Below are 17,855 nucleotides of genomic sequence, written 5' to 3'. Positions count from 1 at the left end.
GTGCTCGGCCGAGGGCATCATCACCAACGCCATGAGAACGTCGTTCCAGCAGAACAGAGCGTCAAGGATGCCGACCGACAGCAGCGCCGGGGTGCCCAGGGGCAGCATGATCCGCCGGTACAAGCCGTACACGGTGTTGCCGTCGATCCGGGCGGCATCCACGATCTCGGGCGGGATGCCGTTGTAGTAACTCGTCATCAGAAAGACGGTGAAGGGCAGGAACTGGGCCACGTAGACGAGGACCAGGCCGGGGTACGTGTCGATGAGCGCGGTGTCGGCCATGATCCGGGCGAGCGGCACCATGATCATCCGAAAGGACGAACAGGCCCGCGAGGCAGCCCAGGAACAGCGCCGACGAGCCGCGGAACCGCAGCTGGCTGAGCGCGAACCCGGCCATCGATCCCAGCAGTAGCAGCAGGACCACCGACGACGTCACCACGAGCAGGGAGCTGGCGAAGTAGCGGCCCATGCCGACGCTGCTCCACGCGGTGTCGACGTTCTCCCAGCGCAGAGCGTCGGCAGGGAGAACCGGTCGAGGATATAGTCACGCCGCGTCTTCATCGCGACGTTGGCGGTGAACGACAGGGGGTGGATCGTCGCGAGCGCGAGCAGCGACATCGGGATCGCGACCAACCATCGTCCGGGACGGACGCGGGACATCAGTCCTCCCTTCCCGTTCGTTCGAGCAGTTTGATCTGCAGCAGCCCCACCACGATCATGATCATGAAGAGGATCGTCGATGCGGCCGACGCGAGGGCCGGCCGGTTCATCTGGCCCTGCTGGATCCAGATGTAGTACTCCGGCAGGTACGTCGACCACTCCGGGCCGCCGCTGGTCATGACGAAGAGCAGCCCGAACATGGAGGTGAGCATCCCGATCATCGTGGTCACGAAGACGAACTGGATTGCGCGTGAGCTCGGGACGCTCCCATGCCAGACGACCTGACGTAGGGACGCCCCGTCCACCCGGTCGGCGTCCAGGAGCGCGGGATCCAGGGTGGCGAAGCCGGCGAGGAACACCACCAGGGCCATCCCGGACGTGGTCCAGAGGTGCACGCCCACCACCATGAACATCGCGAGGTCCGGGTCCCCGAGCCAGTCCACCGGGCTGACGCCGACCGACCCGAGGACGGCGTTGAGAGGGCCGTCGAAGGCGAGCAGCAGGTTGAAGATCGCACCGACGATGACCGGGGAGAGCACCGCCGGAAAGAAGGAGACGCTGCGGTAGAAGCGGTGGCCGGGCACCCGGAGGTGGATGAACGTCGCGAGCAGACCGGGGATCGCCACCGCCACCGGAAGCAGCAGCACCAGCAGTCCGACGTTGCCCAGCGCGGTCCGGAAGAGCGGATCCTCGAACAGCTCACGGTAGTTGCCGAATCCAACCGCCGTCCCGTTCTGCGCACCGTCACCGGTGAAGGACGTCCCGTTCTGCGCACCGTCACCGTTGAGGAGAAGTTGACGCCGAGGAGCAACGGGTAGAGCCGCAGCGCCACGATCGTCAGCACGGCCGGAGCGACCAGGACGTAGGGGGCGAAGCGTTCGGACCTCAGGCCATCGCGGGCGCGCCGGGGACGCGAGCCGGCTCGCGGGGCGGGGAACGTGACCGCCGCCCCGCCAGCCCGTCGCGGCTGCGCCGAACGGACCGACGGTCGCGTGTCTCCGATGGGCACGAGGTCAACCCACCTGGTCGGAAGCGGCCAGTTGCTTCACCACCTCGTCGACGGTGACCGACCCGCTGAGCAATTGCTGGGAGAGCCACCCCATCAGGTCCAGCGTCTTCGAGGACAGGGCCACGTGCAGAGCGGGCTTGCCGCCCTTGAGTTCGGAGACGATGGTGGCGACAGCCGGACCGCCCTGTGGCACGTCGATCGTGGTGTCGGCGGCGATGGCGCCCGCGTCGGCGTGGAACGCCTTCAGCGCCTCGGTCGAGGTCAGGGAGCGCACCAGGTCGACGGCCACCTTGGGGTCCTTCGTCCACTTGGCGACCCCGTAGCCGATGCCACCGTCGTACGGAAGGTTCGCAGTGGTGCCAGCGGTGACGACCGGAGCCTTCATGACGCCGAGCTTGTCGGCGGTCAGGAACTCGTTGAAGTCCTGCCAGTGCCCCACGTCCGACCTCAGGCCCATGACGTGGGCGGCCTTGCCGGACTGGAAGAGCGCGAAGGAGTCGTTGAACATCGCGGTCGAGTTGGCCCCGTCGTTGTTCATCACCGCGTCAACCGGCCTCCTTCCAAAGCTGGAAGATCCGCTTGACGTTGGCCGAGCTCCAGTCCCGCTTCCCGGCGATCCAGTCGTCGTATTCCTGGGCGGTAAGGGTGCCCGACGCCATGCTCGAGAGCCAGACAGGAGGCCGAGCTCAGGATCCTCGCCATCCCGACCCGAGGTCAGCCGGCGCCGACCCCCGCATCGCGGAAGCCGGCGCGGGCTGACCCGTCCGCGTCACGAGAACTGCGCGAAGAACCTCCAGATCTCACCCTTGGTCCAGGTGGTAACGCCACTCTCGGCGTACGTCCCGTCCACCGGCCCGGGCATGTGACCGTTGTCGAACGCGGCCCACTGGACCGGGTAGCCGGCCCTGCAGCCGGAGTAGGCGGTCGTGACGTGCGTACGGCTGCCCGGCCCCGGCTCGGGCGGGTTCTGGGCGGCGCAACCGTTGTTCCGGACGAACGTATCGCGCAACGAACGCCCCTGCGCGATGTTCAGGACGTTGTCCGAGATGCCGTGCAGCCCGAAGTACGCGATGGGCTGCGTACCACCGCTACACCCGCTGATCTGTGCGCCAGCGATGACCGCGACCGCCCGGAAGACAGTGGCCCGCGCGCAGGCGAGCGCATAGCTCATGCCGCCGCCCCAACTGAAGCCGAGGGCGAACCGCTGCCTCGGGTTGACGCAGAGGTCGCTCTCGATCCGTGTGATCATGTCGTCGACGAAGGTGACGTCCTCACCGCCGGCGTTGCCCCAGCCGTTGCCGATTCCCTGGGGCGCGACCAGGATCGCGCTGTTGTTCGACTGTTCCTGCTGCCCGTAGTAGGACCATGCCGTCCCACTGGTGCCGCCCGAGGAGATCTCCTGCATGGTGCCGCCACGCCAGTGGAACGCGAAGATCAGCCGGTAGGGCTTGTAGCTGTTGTAGTTGGCGGGCACCCGCAGGATGAAGGAGCGGCTCTTGCCGTTGCTCTGAATCGTGTGCGTGCCGCTGGACAGCGTCGGGGCCCTACCGCACCCGGTGCCTCCCGGCGGCGGATCGTCGCTGCCCGCGCGGACAAGCTGCCACTGCTGGTTGGCGCCGTTCCAGTCGGAGTACTGCACGATGTCCCCACCGTCGGCGGTGGAGGCACCCTGCACCTCCACGACCTTGCCGCTGTGCCGGCTGATCAGCCGGACGTGACCGCCGTCCGAGTCCGCGAGCCGAAACTGCTGGTTCGTCGCGTTGGTGTCGGACCACTGCACGATCGCAGCGCCGTCGGCGGTCGACCAGTTGTGCACATCGAGGACCTTGCCGGAGTGCCGGGACTTCAGCCTGTAGTAGCCGCCACCTGAGTCCAGGAACTGCCACTGCTGGTTCGCCCCGCCGTTCCGCGTCCACTGGCTGATCCGCGCACCGTCGTTAGTGGCCGAGGCGTAGAGATCCAGCGCCTTGCCGCTGTTCCTGTTCACTAGGACGTACCAGGCGTTGGTGTCCACGGGCGCCGCGGCCGCGGGGGCCGCGTTCACGGCGACCAACGTGCCGGCCGCGATGACCGCCGCAGCCGCCGCGGCCAGGCCTGACCGCCAGCGACGCCTCGATGGAAGGGCGGGACGGGCCGTACCGATGGCACTCATGGTCCACTCCTCTGGTCGGGGTCATCGGCGAGCGGAACGCACGCGGGTCGCTTGGGGTGCGTGCCGACGTCCGGCGTCGGCACGGTGTTCGTCGTGCGGGCGCGATGCGGCTACCGGGCCACGTCCCTGGCCGGTTGCCCGCCTGCGATGGCGCGAACGGATGCCGTCCGCGCCACCGAACGGAAGACCAGCTAACCGATACGGATCAGTTGCCATTGCTGGTTGTTGCCGCCCCAGTCGGTGTTTTGGACGACGTTCGCCCCGTCGCTAGTGGACGCGCCCTGCACCTCCACGGCCTTGCCGCTGTTGCGGTTGATCACACGCACGTAACCTCCGGACGATTCGGCGAGCCGGAACTGCTGGTTCGTGCCGTTGCCGTCGCTCCACTGCACGATCGCCGCGGCGTCGGAGGTGGAGAAGTTGTAGACGTCCAACACCTTGCCGGAGTGCCGGGACTTCAACCGGTAGTAGCCACCACCCGAGTCCACGAACTGCCACTGCTGCTGGTTGCCGTTGTTCCGCGCCCACTGCGTGATCCGTGCACCGTCATTGGTCGCGAGGTTGTACACGTCCAATGCCTTGCCACTGTTCCGGTTCACCAGCACATACCAGGCACTGGTGTCCACCGGAAAGCCCGGTGGCGGTGTGGAGGGCGGGCTGCCGCCCTCGTTGAGGGCATTGAGGACGGCGGTGTACGCCGGCTTCTTGTTGCCCGATCGGTCGAAGAGCAGGGCGTCGTCGGTGCCGCGCCAGGAGTCGCTGTCCCGCACACCCCACACGGTGATGCCGTTGCAACGCGAGACGGCCAGACAGGCGCGCGTGACCGCGGCATAGATGTTGGCCTGGTTGGAGCCCTTCATGACGTCGAGCTCGGTGATCTGCACGTCGATCCCGAGGTCGGCGAAGCGCTGCAGATTGGCCTGGTAGTCACCCGGGAGCGAGGTGCCCAGGTGGGACTGGATACCGACGCAGTCGATCGGCACGCCTCGGGCCTTGAAGTCCCGCACCATGTTGTACACACCGGTCGACTTCGCGTTGACGCCGTCGGTGTTGTATTCGTTGTAGCACAACTTCGCACCGGGATCGGCCGCCCTGGCGGCGCGGAACGCCGCCTCGATCCAGTCGTTGCCCGTGCGCTGCAGGTTGGAGTCACGCCGTCCGCCGCCGCCACCGTCGGCAAACGCTTCGTTGACTACGTCCCAGGAGTGGATCTGGCCTCGGAAGTGGCTGGCCACCTGGGTGACATGGTTGATCGCGGCGTTGCGCAACGCGCTACCGGAGAGGCTCTGCGCCCAACCCGGTTGCTGCGCGTGCCAGAGCAGGGCGTGACCCCGCACGCTCATGCCGTTGGCCCGAGCGTGACTGACGAGACGATCGCCGCCGGTGTAGCTGAACCGGCCCTGTTGGGGCTCGGTGGCGTCCCATTTCATCTCGTTCTCGGCGACGACGCTGTTAAACTCGCGGTTGAGGATGCCGACATACTGGCTGTCGGAGAGCTTGCCCGTCGCGACGGCCGCGCCGAAGTAGCGACCCCTCTCGGCTGCGGACGCTTTCAGGGTGGTCCCGGCACTGGCCGTGGAGTCCAGCGTCGCCGTCATACCCGCAGTCAGCGCCACGGCGAGGGCCATCGCCGACAGCAGGGTTCTCTTGGATGTCATGGCGTTCCTATCCAGTCATCAATACCGGTGGTGGTGATGTGCCAGTTGGTTCGGGAAGCCGGTCCGGAACGGCGGACGCGACTCGCGGACGGTCAGCGAGGTGGACGGCACCGACACCGGCAGTCCGGTCGCTGTCGCCAGCGGATGTCCTGAGGTGACGTCCGCATGCCCTGGGGGGGGACGTCACGATCGCGAGGTCGACCAGCGAGGGCCCGCCCGGTGAGCCACGGCCGCAGTCAGCCTCGACATCGAGGGTGAGCGATAACATCACCGTCGTCAAGACGTAACTAATCATCAATTCCTCAGCCCCACGACGCACTCATCCGTCAGGACGGCCCAGCCGCTTGGTCACTTCTGCCTCACGAAACGCTCGGCGAGCCGGATGGGATCGCTACCGCGGATGCGACCGGCTGCGGCTCTGTTATCGTTCACAGGCGCTCGGGCAGGGCGCACCCGGAGCGAGTGATGGCCGCCGATCGACAGGCCCCGACATCGCCACGTTCACGGCGGCCGACGCCCATCCACAACTTGCGGCTCAACCCCATCGAGGACGCGCCGAAGCTCGCCGACCGGACCGCCGAAGCACAAGCTGAGCGCAGGCCCTGGACCCAGGAAGAGGTCAAGGCATTCCTGACCGGTTTCACGAAGGACCGCCTGTACGCCGTATGCCTGCTGTCGCCGATGGGCCTGCGACCGGCCGAAGTGTGTGGGCTGCCCTGGTCCGATGTCGACCTCGAGGCCGGCACGATCGCGGCCGGGGAGAACACCGGACGCTCGTCGACGCGAGGTCGAGGAGAAGCAGGCCAAGTCGGCGGCCGGCAAACGCGGCTCACCATGCCGGCGACGGCCGCGAAGGTTCTGAAGGCGTTTCAGACTCTGCAGAAGAAGGAGCGGCTGAAGGCGGGCGACGTCTACGTCGACAGCAACCATCTGAAGGTGGCGGCTGAGCACCTCGAATCAAGGCTGTTCGGGTGACTCCAACGCCCCGAGATTCAGCAGTACGCGCGTACATGATGAATTGTGAGAGGGAACAGCAAGAAGGCCTCGACCCACCGAGGTGAATCAAGGCCCTGACCTGCCGTTTTACTGTCGGGACGGCCGGATTCGAACCGACGACCCCTTGATCCCCAGGACGCTTCGCCACACGTCCACGCACGTCACGCACGCTATACCCAAGATCAGGCCGTGCAGTCGACGGCATGCCGGCCACCATCGTGCACACCGTGTGGTCCCCTCCTGGTCCCCGGATGCTGACGCCTGGCGACCGCAGCGGGCATTCGCCGGGCACCAGGGAGACAGTGGCGGGGGCTACCCTGTACCGCACTGCGACAGGGGGTGGGCCGGTGGGTCATCGGCTGCGGCGCGTTGCGATGCTGCTGCTCGGCGCGGTGCTGCTGGGCACCGTCGGCCTGAGCGTCGGCTCCTGGTACGGCGGCCGCGGCGTCACGCCGCCTAGCTACGACCGGGCGCGGAGCGTGGCGGCGGAGCTGCTCCCCGATGCGGTGCCGTACGACTCGGATCGGGTCGTGCATGGCTCCCGGTGGGGCGTCAATTTCGCAGCCGACGACCTCGGCTCGGGTCAGGTGGACTTCTGGTACGACAGCCGTGCCGACTGCGCGCTCTCCGAGCAGCTACGACGCAACGCAGCAACGCAGGGATGGCAGGGCCTCCGTCGCAAGCCGAGCTACCCGTGCGACGACTGGCGGGCCGAGCGGGACGGGCTGACGGTCACGCTTGCCCACTCGGCGAGCGGGTCGAGGCTGACCGTCGCACCGGCCGTGCCCGACAAGTTTCTTGCCGTCACGATCACGGGCACCCTCCTCGGCGCCGCTGCCGGCACGGCGCTGTTCTGGCTGCTGGCACGGCGCCGTCCACCCGTACCCCTGCTGGTCGGCACCCTGGTGACGGTCGGCCTACTCCCAGGCGTCGGACTAACCTGGAGGGTCCTGGACATGAACAGGCTCGCCGAACCGGTGTGGCCCATCTGGCCGGCGCTCGCTCCCCTGCTGGCGCCGCTGTGGCTCGTCCTCCTGCCGGTGGGCGTGTACGCCCTCCCGAGGCGACAGAACCGGACCGACTGTGCCACCGGCTCCCCTGGCATGGGTGCTGAAGCGGGGACCGAGGTGCTGGAGTCTTCTCGCAACGGCACTCGGACCGTGGTGGTGGTAACTGTCGCGTGCGTCCTGACTCCCATAGTGATGACTGCCGCCCTACTCCTCTTGTGGGCTCGAGCGCAGCCCGACCCTGCGGCTTCCACGCCGGTTGTCCCGTGGCAGATCGAGGCAACTGCAAGTGCCACTTCCAACCCGTCTTCGACCGCCTCGGAGTCAGGAACTACCCCAAGTGCCAACCGAGGTGGCTAGTCGGCTGCGGGTGCCTGTCGAGAAGCGTGGCCGGCCAGCCCGGCCGATGCCGGCCGGAGGTCGCCAGCAGGCCGGGGCCGGGCCGCCTTGACGAAACGAAGAAAGCGACTCGGCAAGTAACAGGGCTGGCCACACGGCTTGACCAGCGGTCAAGGAACGCTGCCAGACGGCGCACTTGACCGCAGTTGTTCCCAAGAACCCAAGAAGGCCGACCCGATTTCTCGAATCAGCCTTCTGACCTGCGATAACACCTTGTCGGGACGGCCGGATTCGAACCGACGACCCCTTGACCCCCAGTCAAGTGCGCTACCAAGCTGCGCCACGTCCCGATGCTCCCGCGCGGATCTCCCCGCGACAGCCGGTACAGCTTAGCGCAGGATCTTCGCGCCGTCCGCACTGCCCCCTCCCGGGCCGGAACGCGTCGTCCCGCCCACCTCCCCTAAGGCGTCCTAGGAGGATAGGGGAGGTGGTTGGGCAGCGAAAAGCCGGGTGGGAGCGTGCTCCCACCCGGCTTTCAGGTTCGGCGGATCAGCCGTGCGCCTTGCCCCGGCCGCCCGGGCCGAGCTTCTTGCGGGGGCGTACGGAGATCTCGATCGGGCTGCCCTCGAAGCCGAACTCCTCGCGCAGCTTGCGCTCGACGAACCGCTGGTAGCCGGCGTCCAGCGGCGCGGTGGTGAACAGCACGAAGCGCGGCGGAGCCACGCCCGCCTGGGTGGCGAAGAGGATCTTCGGCGCCCGCCCGCCCCGCACCGGGTGCGGGGTCGCCTGCACCAGCGCCGTCAGCCACGAGTTGAGCTGCGCGGTCGGTACGCGGGTCTCCCAGCTGGCCAGGGCCTTGCGCAGCGCCGGCGCGAGCTTGTCGACCGCCCGGCCGGTCTGCGCCGACAGGTTGAGCCGGATCGCCCACGGGATGCGGCGCAGCTCGCGCTCGATCTCCTTGTCCAGGTAGTACCGGCGGTCGGCGTCGACCAGGTCCCACTTGTTGAAGGCGATCACCAGCGCCCGGCCGGTCTCGGTGACCATGGACAGGATCCGCTGGTCCTGCTCGCTGATCGGCTCGCTGGAGTCCAGCAGGACCACGGCGACCTCGGCGGCCTCGATCGCCGAGGCGGTCCGCAGGCTGGCGTAGTACTCGGTGCCGCTGGCCTTGCCGACCCGCTTGCGCAGGCCCGCCGTGTCGACCAGCTGCCAGGTCTCCCCGCCGATCTCGACCAGGCTGTCGACCGGGTCCACGGTGGTGCCGGCGACCGAGTCGACGACCGCCCGCTCCTCGCCCGAGAAGCGGTTGAGCAGGCTGGACTTGCCGACGTTCGGCCGACCGACGAGGGCCACCCGGCGCGGGCCGCGCGGACGGTTCTCGACGATCTTCGGGGCCTCCGGCAGCGCGTCCATGATGGCGTCGAGCAGGTCGCCGGAACCACGCCCGTGCAGCGCCGACACCGGGTACGGCTCACCGAGGCCCAGCGACCACAGCGAGGTCGCCTCCATCTCGATGGCGGTGTTGTCGGCCTTGTTCGCGACGAGGATCACCGGCTTGGCGCTGCGGCGCAGCATCCGTACGGCCGCCTCGTCCACGTCTGTCGAGCCGACCATCGCGTCGACCACGAACAGCACCACGTCGGCGGTGGCGACCGCCGTCTCGGCCTGCGCCGCGATCGCGGCCGCCCGGTCCTTGGCGTCGGGCTCCCACCCGCCGGTGTCCACCACGGTGAACTGCCGGCCGGCCCACTGCGCGTCGTACGGCACGCGGTCCCGGGTCACCCCGGGGACGTCCTCGACGACCGCCTGGCGGCGGCCGATGATCCGGTTGACCAGGGTCGACTTGCCCACGTTGGGGCGGCCGACCACGGCCACGACCGGCTGCGGACCGGTCGGCTCCTCGGTGTCGACGTCCGGTTCCCGCAGCTCGATCCACCCGTCGGTGTCGGTCATGCCACTCCCCGATCGGTCAGCAGGTCGCGCAGGCGCCCGACGACCTCGTCGATGCCCAACTCGGTGGTGTCCAGCACCACGGCGTCGGCGGCCTGGGTCAGCGGGTCGGCCTTGCGCGTCGAGTCGAGCCGGTCCCGCCGGGCCAGGTCGGCCGCCGTCGCCGCCACGTCGGTGGCGTCCTCGGCGCTGCGTCGGGCGGCCCGGGCCGCCTCGGAGGCGGTGAGGTAGACCTTCAGGTCGGCGTCCGGGGCCACCACGGACCCGATGTCGCGGCCTTCGACCACGATCCGGCCGGCGTTGGTGATCATCTCCTGCTGCCGGGTGACCAGCAGCGCGCGCACCGCCGGCACGGCGGCCACGGCGGAGACCGCCCCGGTCACCTCCGGCCCGCGGATCTCGGCGTCGACGTTCACGCCGTCGGCGGTCACGCCGTACCCCTGGGGGTCGGTGCCGATGCGCAGGTCCACCTCGCCGGCGACCTTGGCCACCGACTCGGCGTCGGTCAGGTCGACCCCCGAGCGCAGCACCGCCCAGGTGATGGCGCGGTACATTGCGCCGGTGTCGAGATAGCGGGCACCGATGCCGACGGCGAGCCGCCGCGAGACGGTGGACTTACCCGAACCGGACGGTCCGTCCACAGCGACCACACATCGCCCGGCCCGTTCGTTTTCCTCCACCGTCGTCCTCCTCAGCCCGTACCTCACGAAACACCGGATGTGCCGCGAGCGGTTGTCCAAACGTTCTCAATGATGCCCGGCGTCGCGCCGCCCGACGGGCGCCGCCGGCGCCGGGCCGCCAGGGAGCCTACCGGCAGCCGTACCCCGAACTCGGGGGTCAGTCACCCACGGCCTTGAACAGGGCGGCGACCTCCGCGTTGGTCAGCCGCCGCGTCCGCCCGGCTCGCAGGTCGCCCAGCCGGATCGGCCCGATCGCGGTACGTACCAGCCGGCTCACCGGATGGCCCGCCTCGCCGAGCAGGCGGCGGACGATGTGCTTGCGCCCCTCGTGCAGGCTCAGCTCCACCTGGGCGGTCCGTCCCAGCGTGTCCACCACCCGGAAGGAGTCGACCTTCGCCGGCCCGTCCTCGAGCTCCACGCCGGCCATCAGCCGCTTGCCGAGGTTGCGCGGGATCGGCCCGGACACCTCGCAGAGGTAAGTCTTCTGCACCCCGTACGACGGGTGCATCAGCTTGTGGGCGAGGGTGCCGTCGTTGGTGAGCAGCAGCAGGCCCTCGCTGTCGGCGTCGAGCCGCCCGACGTGGTAGACCCGCTGCTCCACCCGGTTGCCGAGGAAGTCGGCGAGCGCCGTGCGGCCCTTCTCGTCGGCCATGGTGGAGACGACCCCTCGGGGCTTGTTCATGGCCAGGTAGACCAGTCGGGTGTCGGCGACGAGGCGCTCGCCGTCGACGTGGATCACGGCCGTGGCGGGGTCGACCTTGTCGCCGAGCTGGGCGACCCGGCCGTCGACGGTGACCCGGCGGCGGAAGATCAGGTCCTCGCAGGCGCGCCGGGAGCCCACGCCGGCGGCGGCCAGCACCTTCTGCAGGCGCTCGGCCCCCTCGAAGGCGGGCGCGTCGGGGCGGGGCGTGCGGTCATCGCGTGGCATCGGCAAGCTCTTCTACGTCGTCGGGAAGGAACGGGGCCAGCGGCGGGAGGTCGTCGACGCTGTTCAGCCCGAGCTTCTCCAGGAACATCGTGGTGGTCCGGTAGAGGAACGCCCCGCTGTCCGGTTCGGTGCCGCACTCCTCGACCAACCCGCGGGAGACCAGGGTACGGATCACCCCGTCGCAGTTGACACCCCGGATGGCGGAGATCCGCCCCCGGGTGACGGGCTGCTTGTAGGCGACCACGGCCAGTGTCTCCAGCGCGGCCTGGGTCAGCCGCACGGACTGCCCGTCCAGTACGAACCGCTCAACATAGGTGGCGTATTCCGGCCTGGTGTAGAGACGCCAGCCACCCGCGGCCCGGCGCAGCTCGAAGCCGTGTCCGGCGGCCGTGTAGCCGGCGGCGATCTCGTCCAGCATCGGCCCGATCCGCTCGGCGGGCTGCTCCAGCACCTGGGCGAGGACCAGCTCGCTGACCGGCTCGTCCACCACCAGCAGGATCGCCTCCAGCGCCCCGCGCAGCTCCGCGTCGTCGAGTTCCGGCGCCGGCTCGGGTGCCGGTGCCGCCCGCCGTCGCCCCGCAGCAGCCTTCGCCGATACGCCCCGAGGGCCCTTACCCTCCCCGCCGCCAGCCTCCCCGGACCCGCCGGCCTCCGCAGGAGCGTCCGCCACCGCAGGCTCTGCCGCACCCTCAGCAGCTCCAGAGATCTCGGTAGGTTCAGGCCCCTCCGTGGGCGTGGAGATAACAGGATCTCTGGTTTCGGGAGCTGCGGAAGGGGCCGTGGGGCGCTGCCAGGGCGGCACCCAGGCGGCGGCCTGGTCGGCCAGGGAGTCCCGGCGCTCGTCGCTGCTCATCCCTCTACTCCTCCCTGGTTCCCGTCCGGTCCCCCGGCCGCCTCGGCGGGCTCGGGCGGGGTGCCGGCGTACTCGTCGACGTGCAGGTCGGGGCCGCCCTCGGCGGGACCGGTCCAGCGTACGGTCAACTCCTCCAGGGCCTGCTCCTGGACGAAGGCGACCAGGCCCTCCCGGTAGAGCTCCAGCAGGGCCAGGAACCGGGCCACCACCTCCAGGGTGGCCTCGCAGTCGGCGCAGAGCAGCGAGAAGGTGGCCGTGCCGGCGCGGCGCAGCCGCTCGGTGAGGATGCCCGCGTGCTCCCGAACGCTGACCCGGACCATGTGCACGTGGGCGATGGAGACCTCGGGCACCGGCTTCGGCGTCATCGCCCTGACCGCCAGCTTCAGCAACCGCTCCGGGCCGATGCCGAGCACGAGGTCGGGCAGCGCGTCGGCGTACCGGGCCTCCAGCGTGACCGCGCGCGGGTAGCGCCGGCCGCCGACCTCCTCCAGCGCGGCGATGTGCGCCGCCGCCTCCTTGTACGCCTTGTACTGCAACAGCCGGGCGAAGAGCAGGTCCCGCGCCTCCAGCAGCGCCAGGTCCTCCTCGTCCTCGACCTCGGCGGCGGGCAGCAGCCGGGCCGCCTTCAGGTCGAGCAGGGTCGCGGCGATGAGCAGGAACTCGCTGGCCTCGTCCAGGTCCCACTGGTCGCCCATCGCCCGGATGTAGGCGATGAACTCGTCGGTGACCCGGTGCAGGGCCACCTCGGTCACGTCGAGCTTGTGCTTGCCGATCAGCTGGAGCAGCAGGTCGAACGGGCCGGTGAAGTTCGCCAGCCGGACGGTGAACCCGGCGCTCTCCGCCGCTTCGGGCACGCCGGCCGGGTCCGTCGGCACCTCGGCGACGGCCTCGGCGGCCCGTACGGGCGGCTGCTCCGGCGTCGTCGGAGGGTCGAGGGGTGGCGCGGTCACCGGAAGACCGTAGTCCACGCCCCGGCCGGGTCGGCGCGAAGGTGCATCGCCGTCTACCGCTCGGCCTGGGCGGCGATCACCTCGCGGGCCAGCTGGCGGTAGTTGCGGGCACCGGACGAGGCCGGGTCGAGCGTGGTGATCGGGGCACCGGCGACGGTGGACTCGGGGAACTTGACGGTCTTGGTGATCACCGTCTGGTAGACCTTGTCGCCGAACGCCTCCACCACCCGCTGGAGCACCTGGCGGCAGTGGGTGGTGCGGCTGTCGTACATGGTCGCGAGGATGCCCTCGAGCTCCAGGTCGAAGTTGAGCCGCTCGCGCACCTTGTCGATGGTGTCGAGCAGCAGGGCCACCCCGCGCAGGCTGAAGAACTCGCACTCCAGCGGGATGAGCACGCCGTGCGCCACGGTCAGCGCGTTGATCGCCAGCAGGCCCAGCGAGGGCTGGCAGTCGATCAGGATGTAGTCGTACTCCTTGCGGACCGAGCGGAGCACGCGGGCCAGGGCCATCTCCCGGGCGACCTCGTTGACCAGCTGGATCTCGGCCGCGGAGAGGTCGATGTTGGCCGGCAGCAGGTGCAGCCCCGCCACGTCGGTCTTGATCAGGACGTCCTCGGCGGTGACGTCGTCCTGCATGAGCAGGTTGTAGACCGACAGGTCGAGGTTGTGCGGGTTGACCCCCAGCCCGACCGAGAGGGCGCCCTGCGGGTCGAAGTCGACAAGGAGCACCTTGCGGCCGTACTCGGCCAGCGCGGCGCCCAGGTTGATGGTCGTGGTGGTCTTGCCCACGCCACCCTTCTGGTTGGCCATCGCGATGATCCGGGCCGGGCCGTGCCGATCGGTCGGCATCGGCTCGGGAATCGGCTTACGCATCGTGTATGCCGCCGGATCCGCCGGACCGAGATCCGCCCCGAGCGTGGCCTGCTGCTCGCGGAGCTCCGACGTCCAGGTCTCGGCACGGTCACCGTTGCCAGCCATGTGCTCGTTGCCCCCTCCCGACGACCACCCGGCGTCGGAGCCGTCCGACGTCCTTCGCGGCGCCGCTGCGCACCCCGGTCCGCATCACCATCGCCCCAGGAGGTCCGCGCCGATGCCGACTGTACGCCACCGCCCGGCGGCCCGGTCGCACCCGCTCGGCGTGTCGCCGCCCCGCCGACCAGGCCAGCCGTCGGCGGCGTACACCGCACACCGCCCCGGGCGCCGTCGCGCCGCGCGAACCGGCCGGCGGCCACCGGAGCGGGGCGGCCGGCGGTCGCCCCTCCGCCCGGGCGAGGGCCGGGCGGGGTCAACCCCGCGCCCGGGGATGGGCGGTGGCGTACACCTCGCGCAGCCGCTCGACCGTGACCAGGGTGTAGACCTGGGTGGTGGTCACCGAGGCGTGGCCGAGCAGTTCCTGCACCACCCGTACGTCCGCGCCCCCGTCGAGCAGGTGGGTGGCGTAGGAGTGGCGCAGGGTGTGCGGGGAGACCGCCTCCGGGCCGTCCACCGGCAGCCCGGCCCGCTCGGCGGCGCGACGCAGGATCGTCCAGGCGCCCTGCCGGGTCAGCGCGCCGCCGCGGGCGTTGAGGAAGACCGCCGGGGTGCCCCGGCCGGCGGCGGCGAGCCCGGGCCGGGCCCGCACCAGCCAGGCCCGCACCGCCTCGACGGCGTACCCCCCGATCGGAACGAGCCGGGTGCGGCCGCCCTTGCCACGCAGCAGCACGGTGCCCTCGTCGACGTCCAGGTCGTCCACGGCGGCGCCGACCGCCTCGGAGATCCGCGCCCCGGTGCCGTACAGGAACTCCAGCAGCGCCCGGTCGCGCAGCGCGAGCGGCGCCTGATCGCCGGCGGCGGTCACCGACCCCGCGGTCTCCAGCAGCCGCACCACGGCGTCGACCGGCAGCGCGCGGGGCAGCCGGCGTGGCGGCGTGGGCGGGCGGACGTCCCGGCTCGGGTCGGCGCCGGCCAGCCCCTCGCGCAGCGCGAACCGGTGCAGGCCGCGCACCGCGCTGGCCGCCCGCGCGGCGGAGGAGACCGCGAGCGGCGGGTGCTCCTCATCGCCGGCGCGCAGCCGGGCCAGGTGCGCCTCGACCTGCCCCGGGCCCACGGCGGCCAGGTCCGGCACGCCGGCCGCCGCCAGGGTGGCCAGGTAGCGCTCCAGGTCCCGACGGTACGACGACAGCGTGTTCGCCGACAGTCCCCGTTCGACGGTGAGGTGGTCGAGGTAGCCGCGCACGGCACGACGCAGGGCCGGCGCGGGCTCCACGCCCGCGCCGGCCCCGTCCGGTGTGCCGGTCAGCCCGCCACCCCTCAGGCCAGCGCGTCGGCCAGCGCGAGGGTCGCCATGCCGTGCGCCTCGGCGACCGGGCCGTAGGTGACCTGCCCGTCGTGGGTGTTCAGGCCGAGCGCCAGCGCCGGGTCGCGACGCAGCGCCTCCCGCCAGCCGTGGTTGGCCAGCTCCAGCGCGTACGGCAGGGTGACGTTGGTCAGCGCGTAGGTGCTGGTGTGCGGCACCGCGCCCGGCATGTTCGCCACGCAGTAGAAGATCGAGTCGTGCACCTGGTAGGTCGGCTCGGCGTGGGTGGTGGGACGCGAGTCCTCGAAGCAGCCGCCCTGGTCGATGGAGATGTCGACCAGCACGCTGCCCGGCTTCATCCGGGAGACCAGCTCGTTGGAGATCAGGGTCGGGGCCTTCGCGCCGGGCACCAGCACCGCGCCGATGACCAGGTCCGCGTCCAGCACGGCCCGCTCGATCTCGTACGCGTTGGAGGCGACCGTCTGGAGGTGGCCGCGGTAGATGGCGTCGGCCTGGCGCAGCCGGGCCACGTTCTTGTCGAGCAGCAGCACCTCGGCCTGGAGGCCGAGCGCGATCGCGGCGGCGTTCATGCCGGAGACACCGGCGCCGATGACCACGGTCTTCGCGGCGTAGACGCCGGAGACGCCGCCCATCAGGATGCCGCGCCCGCCGCCCTGCCGCTGGAGGTGGTAGGCGCCCACCTGCGGGGCGAGGCGACCGGCCACCTCGGACATCGGGGCGAGCAGCGGCAGCGACCGGTCGGGCAGCTCGACGGTCTCGTACGCGATGCCGGTGACCTTGCGGTCGACCAGCGCGTCCGTGCAGGCCTTCGAGGCGGCCAGGTGCAGGTAGGTGAAGAGCACCTGCCCCTCGCGCATCCGGTGGTACTCCTCGGCGATCGGCTCCTTGACCTTGAGCACCAGCTCGGCGGTCTCCCACACCTCGTCGGCGGTGGCCAGGATCTTGGCCCCGGCGGCGACGAACTCGTCGTCGCCGATGCTGGACCCGACGCCGGCGCCGGACTCGACGAAGACCTGGTGACCGCTGCGGACGAACTCGTTGACGCCCGCCGGCGTGATCGCCACGCGGTACTCGTGGTTCTTGACCTCGCGTGGGATTCCGACCTTCACGATGCAGACACCTCTCTTCGGGGCTGCGCTCCCCCGACTGCGCGGTGCCACGACGGCCCCTTTGCCGCCGCGGTCCACCGGTCCCGCCGGCGGCAGTCTAGGCGCGTCGCCGCCCCCGAAGAGGCAGCACAGTGACATCCGGTGCCCGCACCCGCTGACGATGTGTCAGGCGTGAACCGGGCCGGCGGTGGGACCCGCACCTCAGCCGTCAGGACAGTGTTCATCCATTATCGTCCCACTCTTCGGGTGCCGCTGCGGACAGGAGACGAGTGGATCACTAGGGTGTCGCCTCATGACCACACCTCCTTACCAGCCCGGCTTCCCCAACCAGCCCGGGTACCCGTCGGGTGTCTCCGACAAGAGCAAGGTCGTCGCGGGCGTCCTGCAGATCGTGCTGGGCACCTTCGGCATCGGCCGTTTCTACATGGGCGACACCAAGACCGGCGTCATCCAGCTCATCGTGTCCCTCGTGACGTGCGGCATCGGCGGCCTCTGGGGCTTCATCGACGGCATCCTGATCCTGATCAACGGTGGCGTCGACGGGCAGGGCCGGCCGCTGCGCGACTGACCGACCCGGAACGACGAAAGGGGCCGTGCGGACGTACCGCACGGCCCCTTCGCGTTCTCTCCCCCGGCTCAGCCCGGCAGGGGCGCGTCGGCCCGGCGCAGCGCCGACCAACCGGTGTCGCGGGCCCGGGCGGCGGCGAGCAGCCCGGTCACGCAGGAGGCGTTGGTGATCTCGCCGGCGAGGACCATGCCGACCGCCTCGTCCAGGTCGATGCGGACGACCTGGAGGTCGGCCTCCTCCTCGCGCCGCTCGTGCCGCTGCTCCGCCGGCACGTCGGCCAGGTCCCGGGCCAGGAAGACCCGGACCAGCTCGTTGGTGAAGCCCGGCGAGCTGTGCAGGTCCACCAGGACGTCGATCCGCCCGGCGGTCAGGTCGACCTCCTCGGCCAGTTCCCGGACCGCGGCGGCGGCCAGGTCCTCGCCGGAGACGTCGGTCAGCCCGGCGGGCAACTCCCACAGGTGCCGCCCGACCGGGTGCCGGTACTGGCGGATCAGCACCACCTGACCGGCGGCGTCGAGCGCCACCACGGCGACCGCGCCGACGTGCCGGACGAAGTCGCGGACCCCCGTCCCGCCGCCCGGCATGGTCACCTCCTCGCTGACCACGTCGAAGATCCTGCCCCGGTAGCGTTCGGTGCGGGAACGCACCTCGTAGCGGTGCTCGACGGCGCTCACGCCGCCGTCGTGCCCGGTGCCCCGCTC

At 70.5% G+C, this 17,855-nt stretch carries 16 protein-coding genes, 1 tRNA gene and 1 pseudogene; 3 read left to right on the top strand and 15 right to left on the bottom strand.

The window, feature by feature from the left end:
- Positions 1–45 precede the first annotated feature (45 nt).
- The 5 genes and pseudogenes from DER29_RS35245 to DER29_RS13600 form a co-directional block, all read right to left on the bottom strand.
- A pseudogene (locus DER29_RS35245) lies at positions 46–282 on the bottom strand (ABC transporter permease subunit); the annotation flags it as partial.
- A 377-nt stretch (positions 283–659) separates the two neighbouring features.
- Positions 660–1,307 carry a carbohydrate ABC transporter permease gene (locus tag DER29_RS35240; protein ID WP_233599764.1) on the bottom strand — a complete coding sequence of 216 codons (648 nt, stop codon included), beginning with the start codon at positions 1,305–1,307 and terminating at the stop codon, positions 660–662.
- 366 nt (positions 1,308–1,673) lie between these two features.
- Positions 1,674–2,210, bottom strand: coding sequence for a hypothetical protein (locus DER29_RS13610; RefSeq protein WP_233599762.1), 537 nt, complete (start codon positions 2,208–2,210; stop codon positions 1,674–1,676).
- Between the two features lie 228 nt (positions 2,211–2,438).
- Positions 2,439–3,821, bottom strand: a complete 1,383-nt coding sequence (locus DER29_RS13605) for an RICIN domain-containing protein (RefSeq protein WP_121397678.1) — start codon at positions 3,819–3,821, stop codon at positions 2,439–2,441.
- A 191-nt stretch (positions 3,822–4,012) separates the two neighbouring features.
- Positions 4,013–5,479 carry an endo-1,4-beta-xylanase gene (locus DER29_RS13600; RefSeq protein ID WP_121397677.1) on the bottom strand — a complete coding sequence of 489 codons (1,467 nt, stop codon included), beginning with the start codon at positions 5,477–5,479 and terminating at the stop codon, positions 4,013–4,015.
- Positions 5,480–5,944: 465 nt separating this feature from the next.
- Between DER29_RS13600 and DER29_RS13595 the strand changes: the two genes are divergently transcribed.
- Both DER29_RS13595 and DER29_RS13590 read left to right on the top strand, forming a co-directional pair.
- Positions 5,945–6,454, top strand: a complete 510-nt coding sequence (locus tag DER29_RS13595) for a tyrosine-type recombinase/integrase (RefSeq protein WP_148710038.1) — start codon at positions 5,945–5,947, stop codon at positions 6,452–6,454.
- A 368-nt stretch (positions 6,455–6,822) separates the two neighbouring features.
- On the top strand, positions 6,823–7,842 hold the full coding sequence (locus DER29_RS13590; protein ID WP_199729262.1) for a hypothetical protein: 1,020 nt from the start codon (positions 6,823–6,825) through the stop codon (positions 7,840–7,842).
- Positions 7,843–8,097: 255 nt separating this feature from the next.
- Here the strand turns inward: DER29_RS13590 and DER29_RS13585 are convergent.
- From DER29_RS13585 to ald, 9 genes are all read right to left on the bottom strand, one after another.
- A tRNA-Pro gene (locus DER29_RS13585) sits at positions 8,098–8,171 on the bottom strand.
- A 199-nt stretch (positions 8,172–8,370) separates the two neighbouring features.
- A complete protein-coding gene (gene der, locus DER29_RS13580) occupies positions 8,371–9,774 on the bottom strand; it encodes a ribosome biogenesis GTPase Der (RefSeq protein ID WP_121397675.1) in 1,404 nt (467 codons plus the stop codon).
- Positions 9,771–10,451, bottom strand: a complete 681-nt coding sequence (cmk, locus tag DER29_RS13575; RefSeq protein ID WP_121397674.1) for a (d)CMP kinase — start codon at positions 10,449–10,451, stop codon at positions 9,771–9,773. The genes der and cmk overlap by 4 nt, the downstream gene beginning before the upstream one ends.
- Positions 10,452–10,608: 157 nt before the next feature.
- Complete coding sequence (locus DER29_RS13570; RefSeq protein ID WP_121397673.1) at positions 10,609–11,379, bottom strand: pseudouridine synthase; 771 nt, start codon at positions 11,377–11,379, stop codon at positions 10,609–10,611.
- Complete coding sequence (gene scpB, locus DER29_RS13565; RefSeq protein ID WP_121397672.1) at positions 11,366–12,232, bottom strand: SMC-Scp complex subunit ScpB; 867 nt, start codon at positions 12,230–12,232, stop codon at positions 11,366–11,368. The genes DER29_RS13570 and scpB overlap by 14 nt, the downstream gene beginning before the upstream one ends.
- Complete coding sequence (locus DER29_RS13560; protein ID WP_370040071.1) at positions 12,229–13,182, bottom strand: ScpA family protein; 954 nt, start codon at positions 13,180–13,182, stop codon at positions 12,229–12,231. Before DER29_RS13560 ends, scpB begins: the two co-directional genes overlap by 4 nt.
- A 53-nt stretch (positions 13,183–13,235) precedes the next feature.
- On the bottom strand, positions 13,236–14,159 hold the full coding sequence (locus DER29_RS13555; protein ID WP_121397670.1) for a ParA family protein: 924 nt from the start codon (positions 14,157–14,159) through the stop codon (positions 13,236–13,238).
- Positions 14,160–14,466: 307 nt separating this feature from the next.
- Positions 14,467–15,459 (bottom strand): site-specific tyrosine recombinase XerD, encoded by a 993-nt coding sequence (locus DER29_RS13550; protein WP_121399199.1) that lies wholly within the window; start codon positions 15,457–15,459, stop codon positions 14,467–14,469.
- Between the two features lie 11 nt (positions 15,460–15,470).
- Positions 15,471–16,586, bottom strand: a complete 1,116-nt coding sequence (gene ald, locus DER29_RS13545) for an alanine dehydrogenase (RefSeq protein WP_121397669.1) — start codon at positions 16,584–16,586, stop codon at positions 15,471–15,473.
- A 226-nt stretch (positions 16,587–16,812) separates the two neighbouring features.
- On the opposite strand from ald, the gene DER29_RS13540 reads away from it, so the two are divergent.
- Entirely contained in the window at positions 16,813–17,154 is a 342-nt protein-coding gene (locus DER29_RS13540) for a TM2 domain-containing protein (protein WP_366644599.1), read from the top strand.
- 68 nt (positions 17,155–17,222) lie between these two features.
- Here the strand turns inward: DER29_RS13540 and DER29_RS13535 are convergent, their stop codons facing one another.
- A complete protein-coding gene (locus DER29_RS13535) occupies positions 17,223–17,828 on the bottom strand; it encodes an NUDIX domain-containing protein (RefSeq protein WP_121399198.1) in 606 nt (201 codons plus the stop codon).
- Between the last annotated feature and the right edge of the window lie 27 nt (positions 17,829–17,855).

This window comes from Micromonospora sp. M71_S20, from assembly GCF_003664255.1.
In the GTDB taxonomy this organism is placed as follows: Bacteria; Actinomycetota; Actinomycetes; order Mycobacteriales; family Micromonosporaceae; genus Micromonospora.
Note: the sequence above shows the minus strand (reverse complement) of the source record. Positions and strands in the feature narration are given on the sequence as shown.

Excerpts from the sequence above, each read along its gene's own strand:
- DER29_RS13595 (WP_148710038.1), top strand. The coding sequence starts at position 5,945 with ATGGCCGCCGATCGACAGGCCCCGACATCGCCACGTTCACGGCGGCCG.
- scpB (WP_121397672.1), bottom strand. The coding sequence starts at position 12,232 with ATGAGCAGCGACGAGCGCCGGGACTCCCTGGCCGACCAGGCCGCCGCC.
- DER29_RS13570 (WP_121397673.1), bottom strand. The coding sequence starts at position 11,379 with ATGCCACGCGATGACCGCACGCCCCGCCCCGACGCGCCCGCCTTCGAG.
- DER29_RS13555 (WP_121397670.1), bottom strand. The coding sequence starts at position 14,159 with ATGGCTGGCAACGGTGACCGTGCCGAGACCTGGACGTCGGAGCTCCGC.
- der (WP_121397675.1), bottom strand. The coding sequence starts at position 9,774 with ATGACCGACACCGACGGGTGGATCGAGCTGCGGGAACCGGACGTCGAC.
- DER29_RS13600 (WP_121397677.1), bottom strand. The coding sequence starts at position 5,479 with ATGACATCCAAGAGAACCCTGCTGTCGGCGATGGCCCTCGCCGTGGCG.
- DER29_RS13605 (WP_121397678.1), bottom strand. The coding sequence starts at position 3,821 with ATGAGTGCCATCGGTACGGCCCGTCCCGCCCTTCCATCGAGGCGTCGC.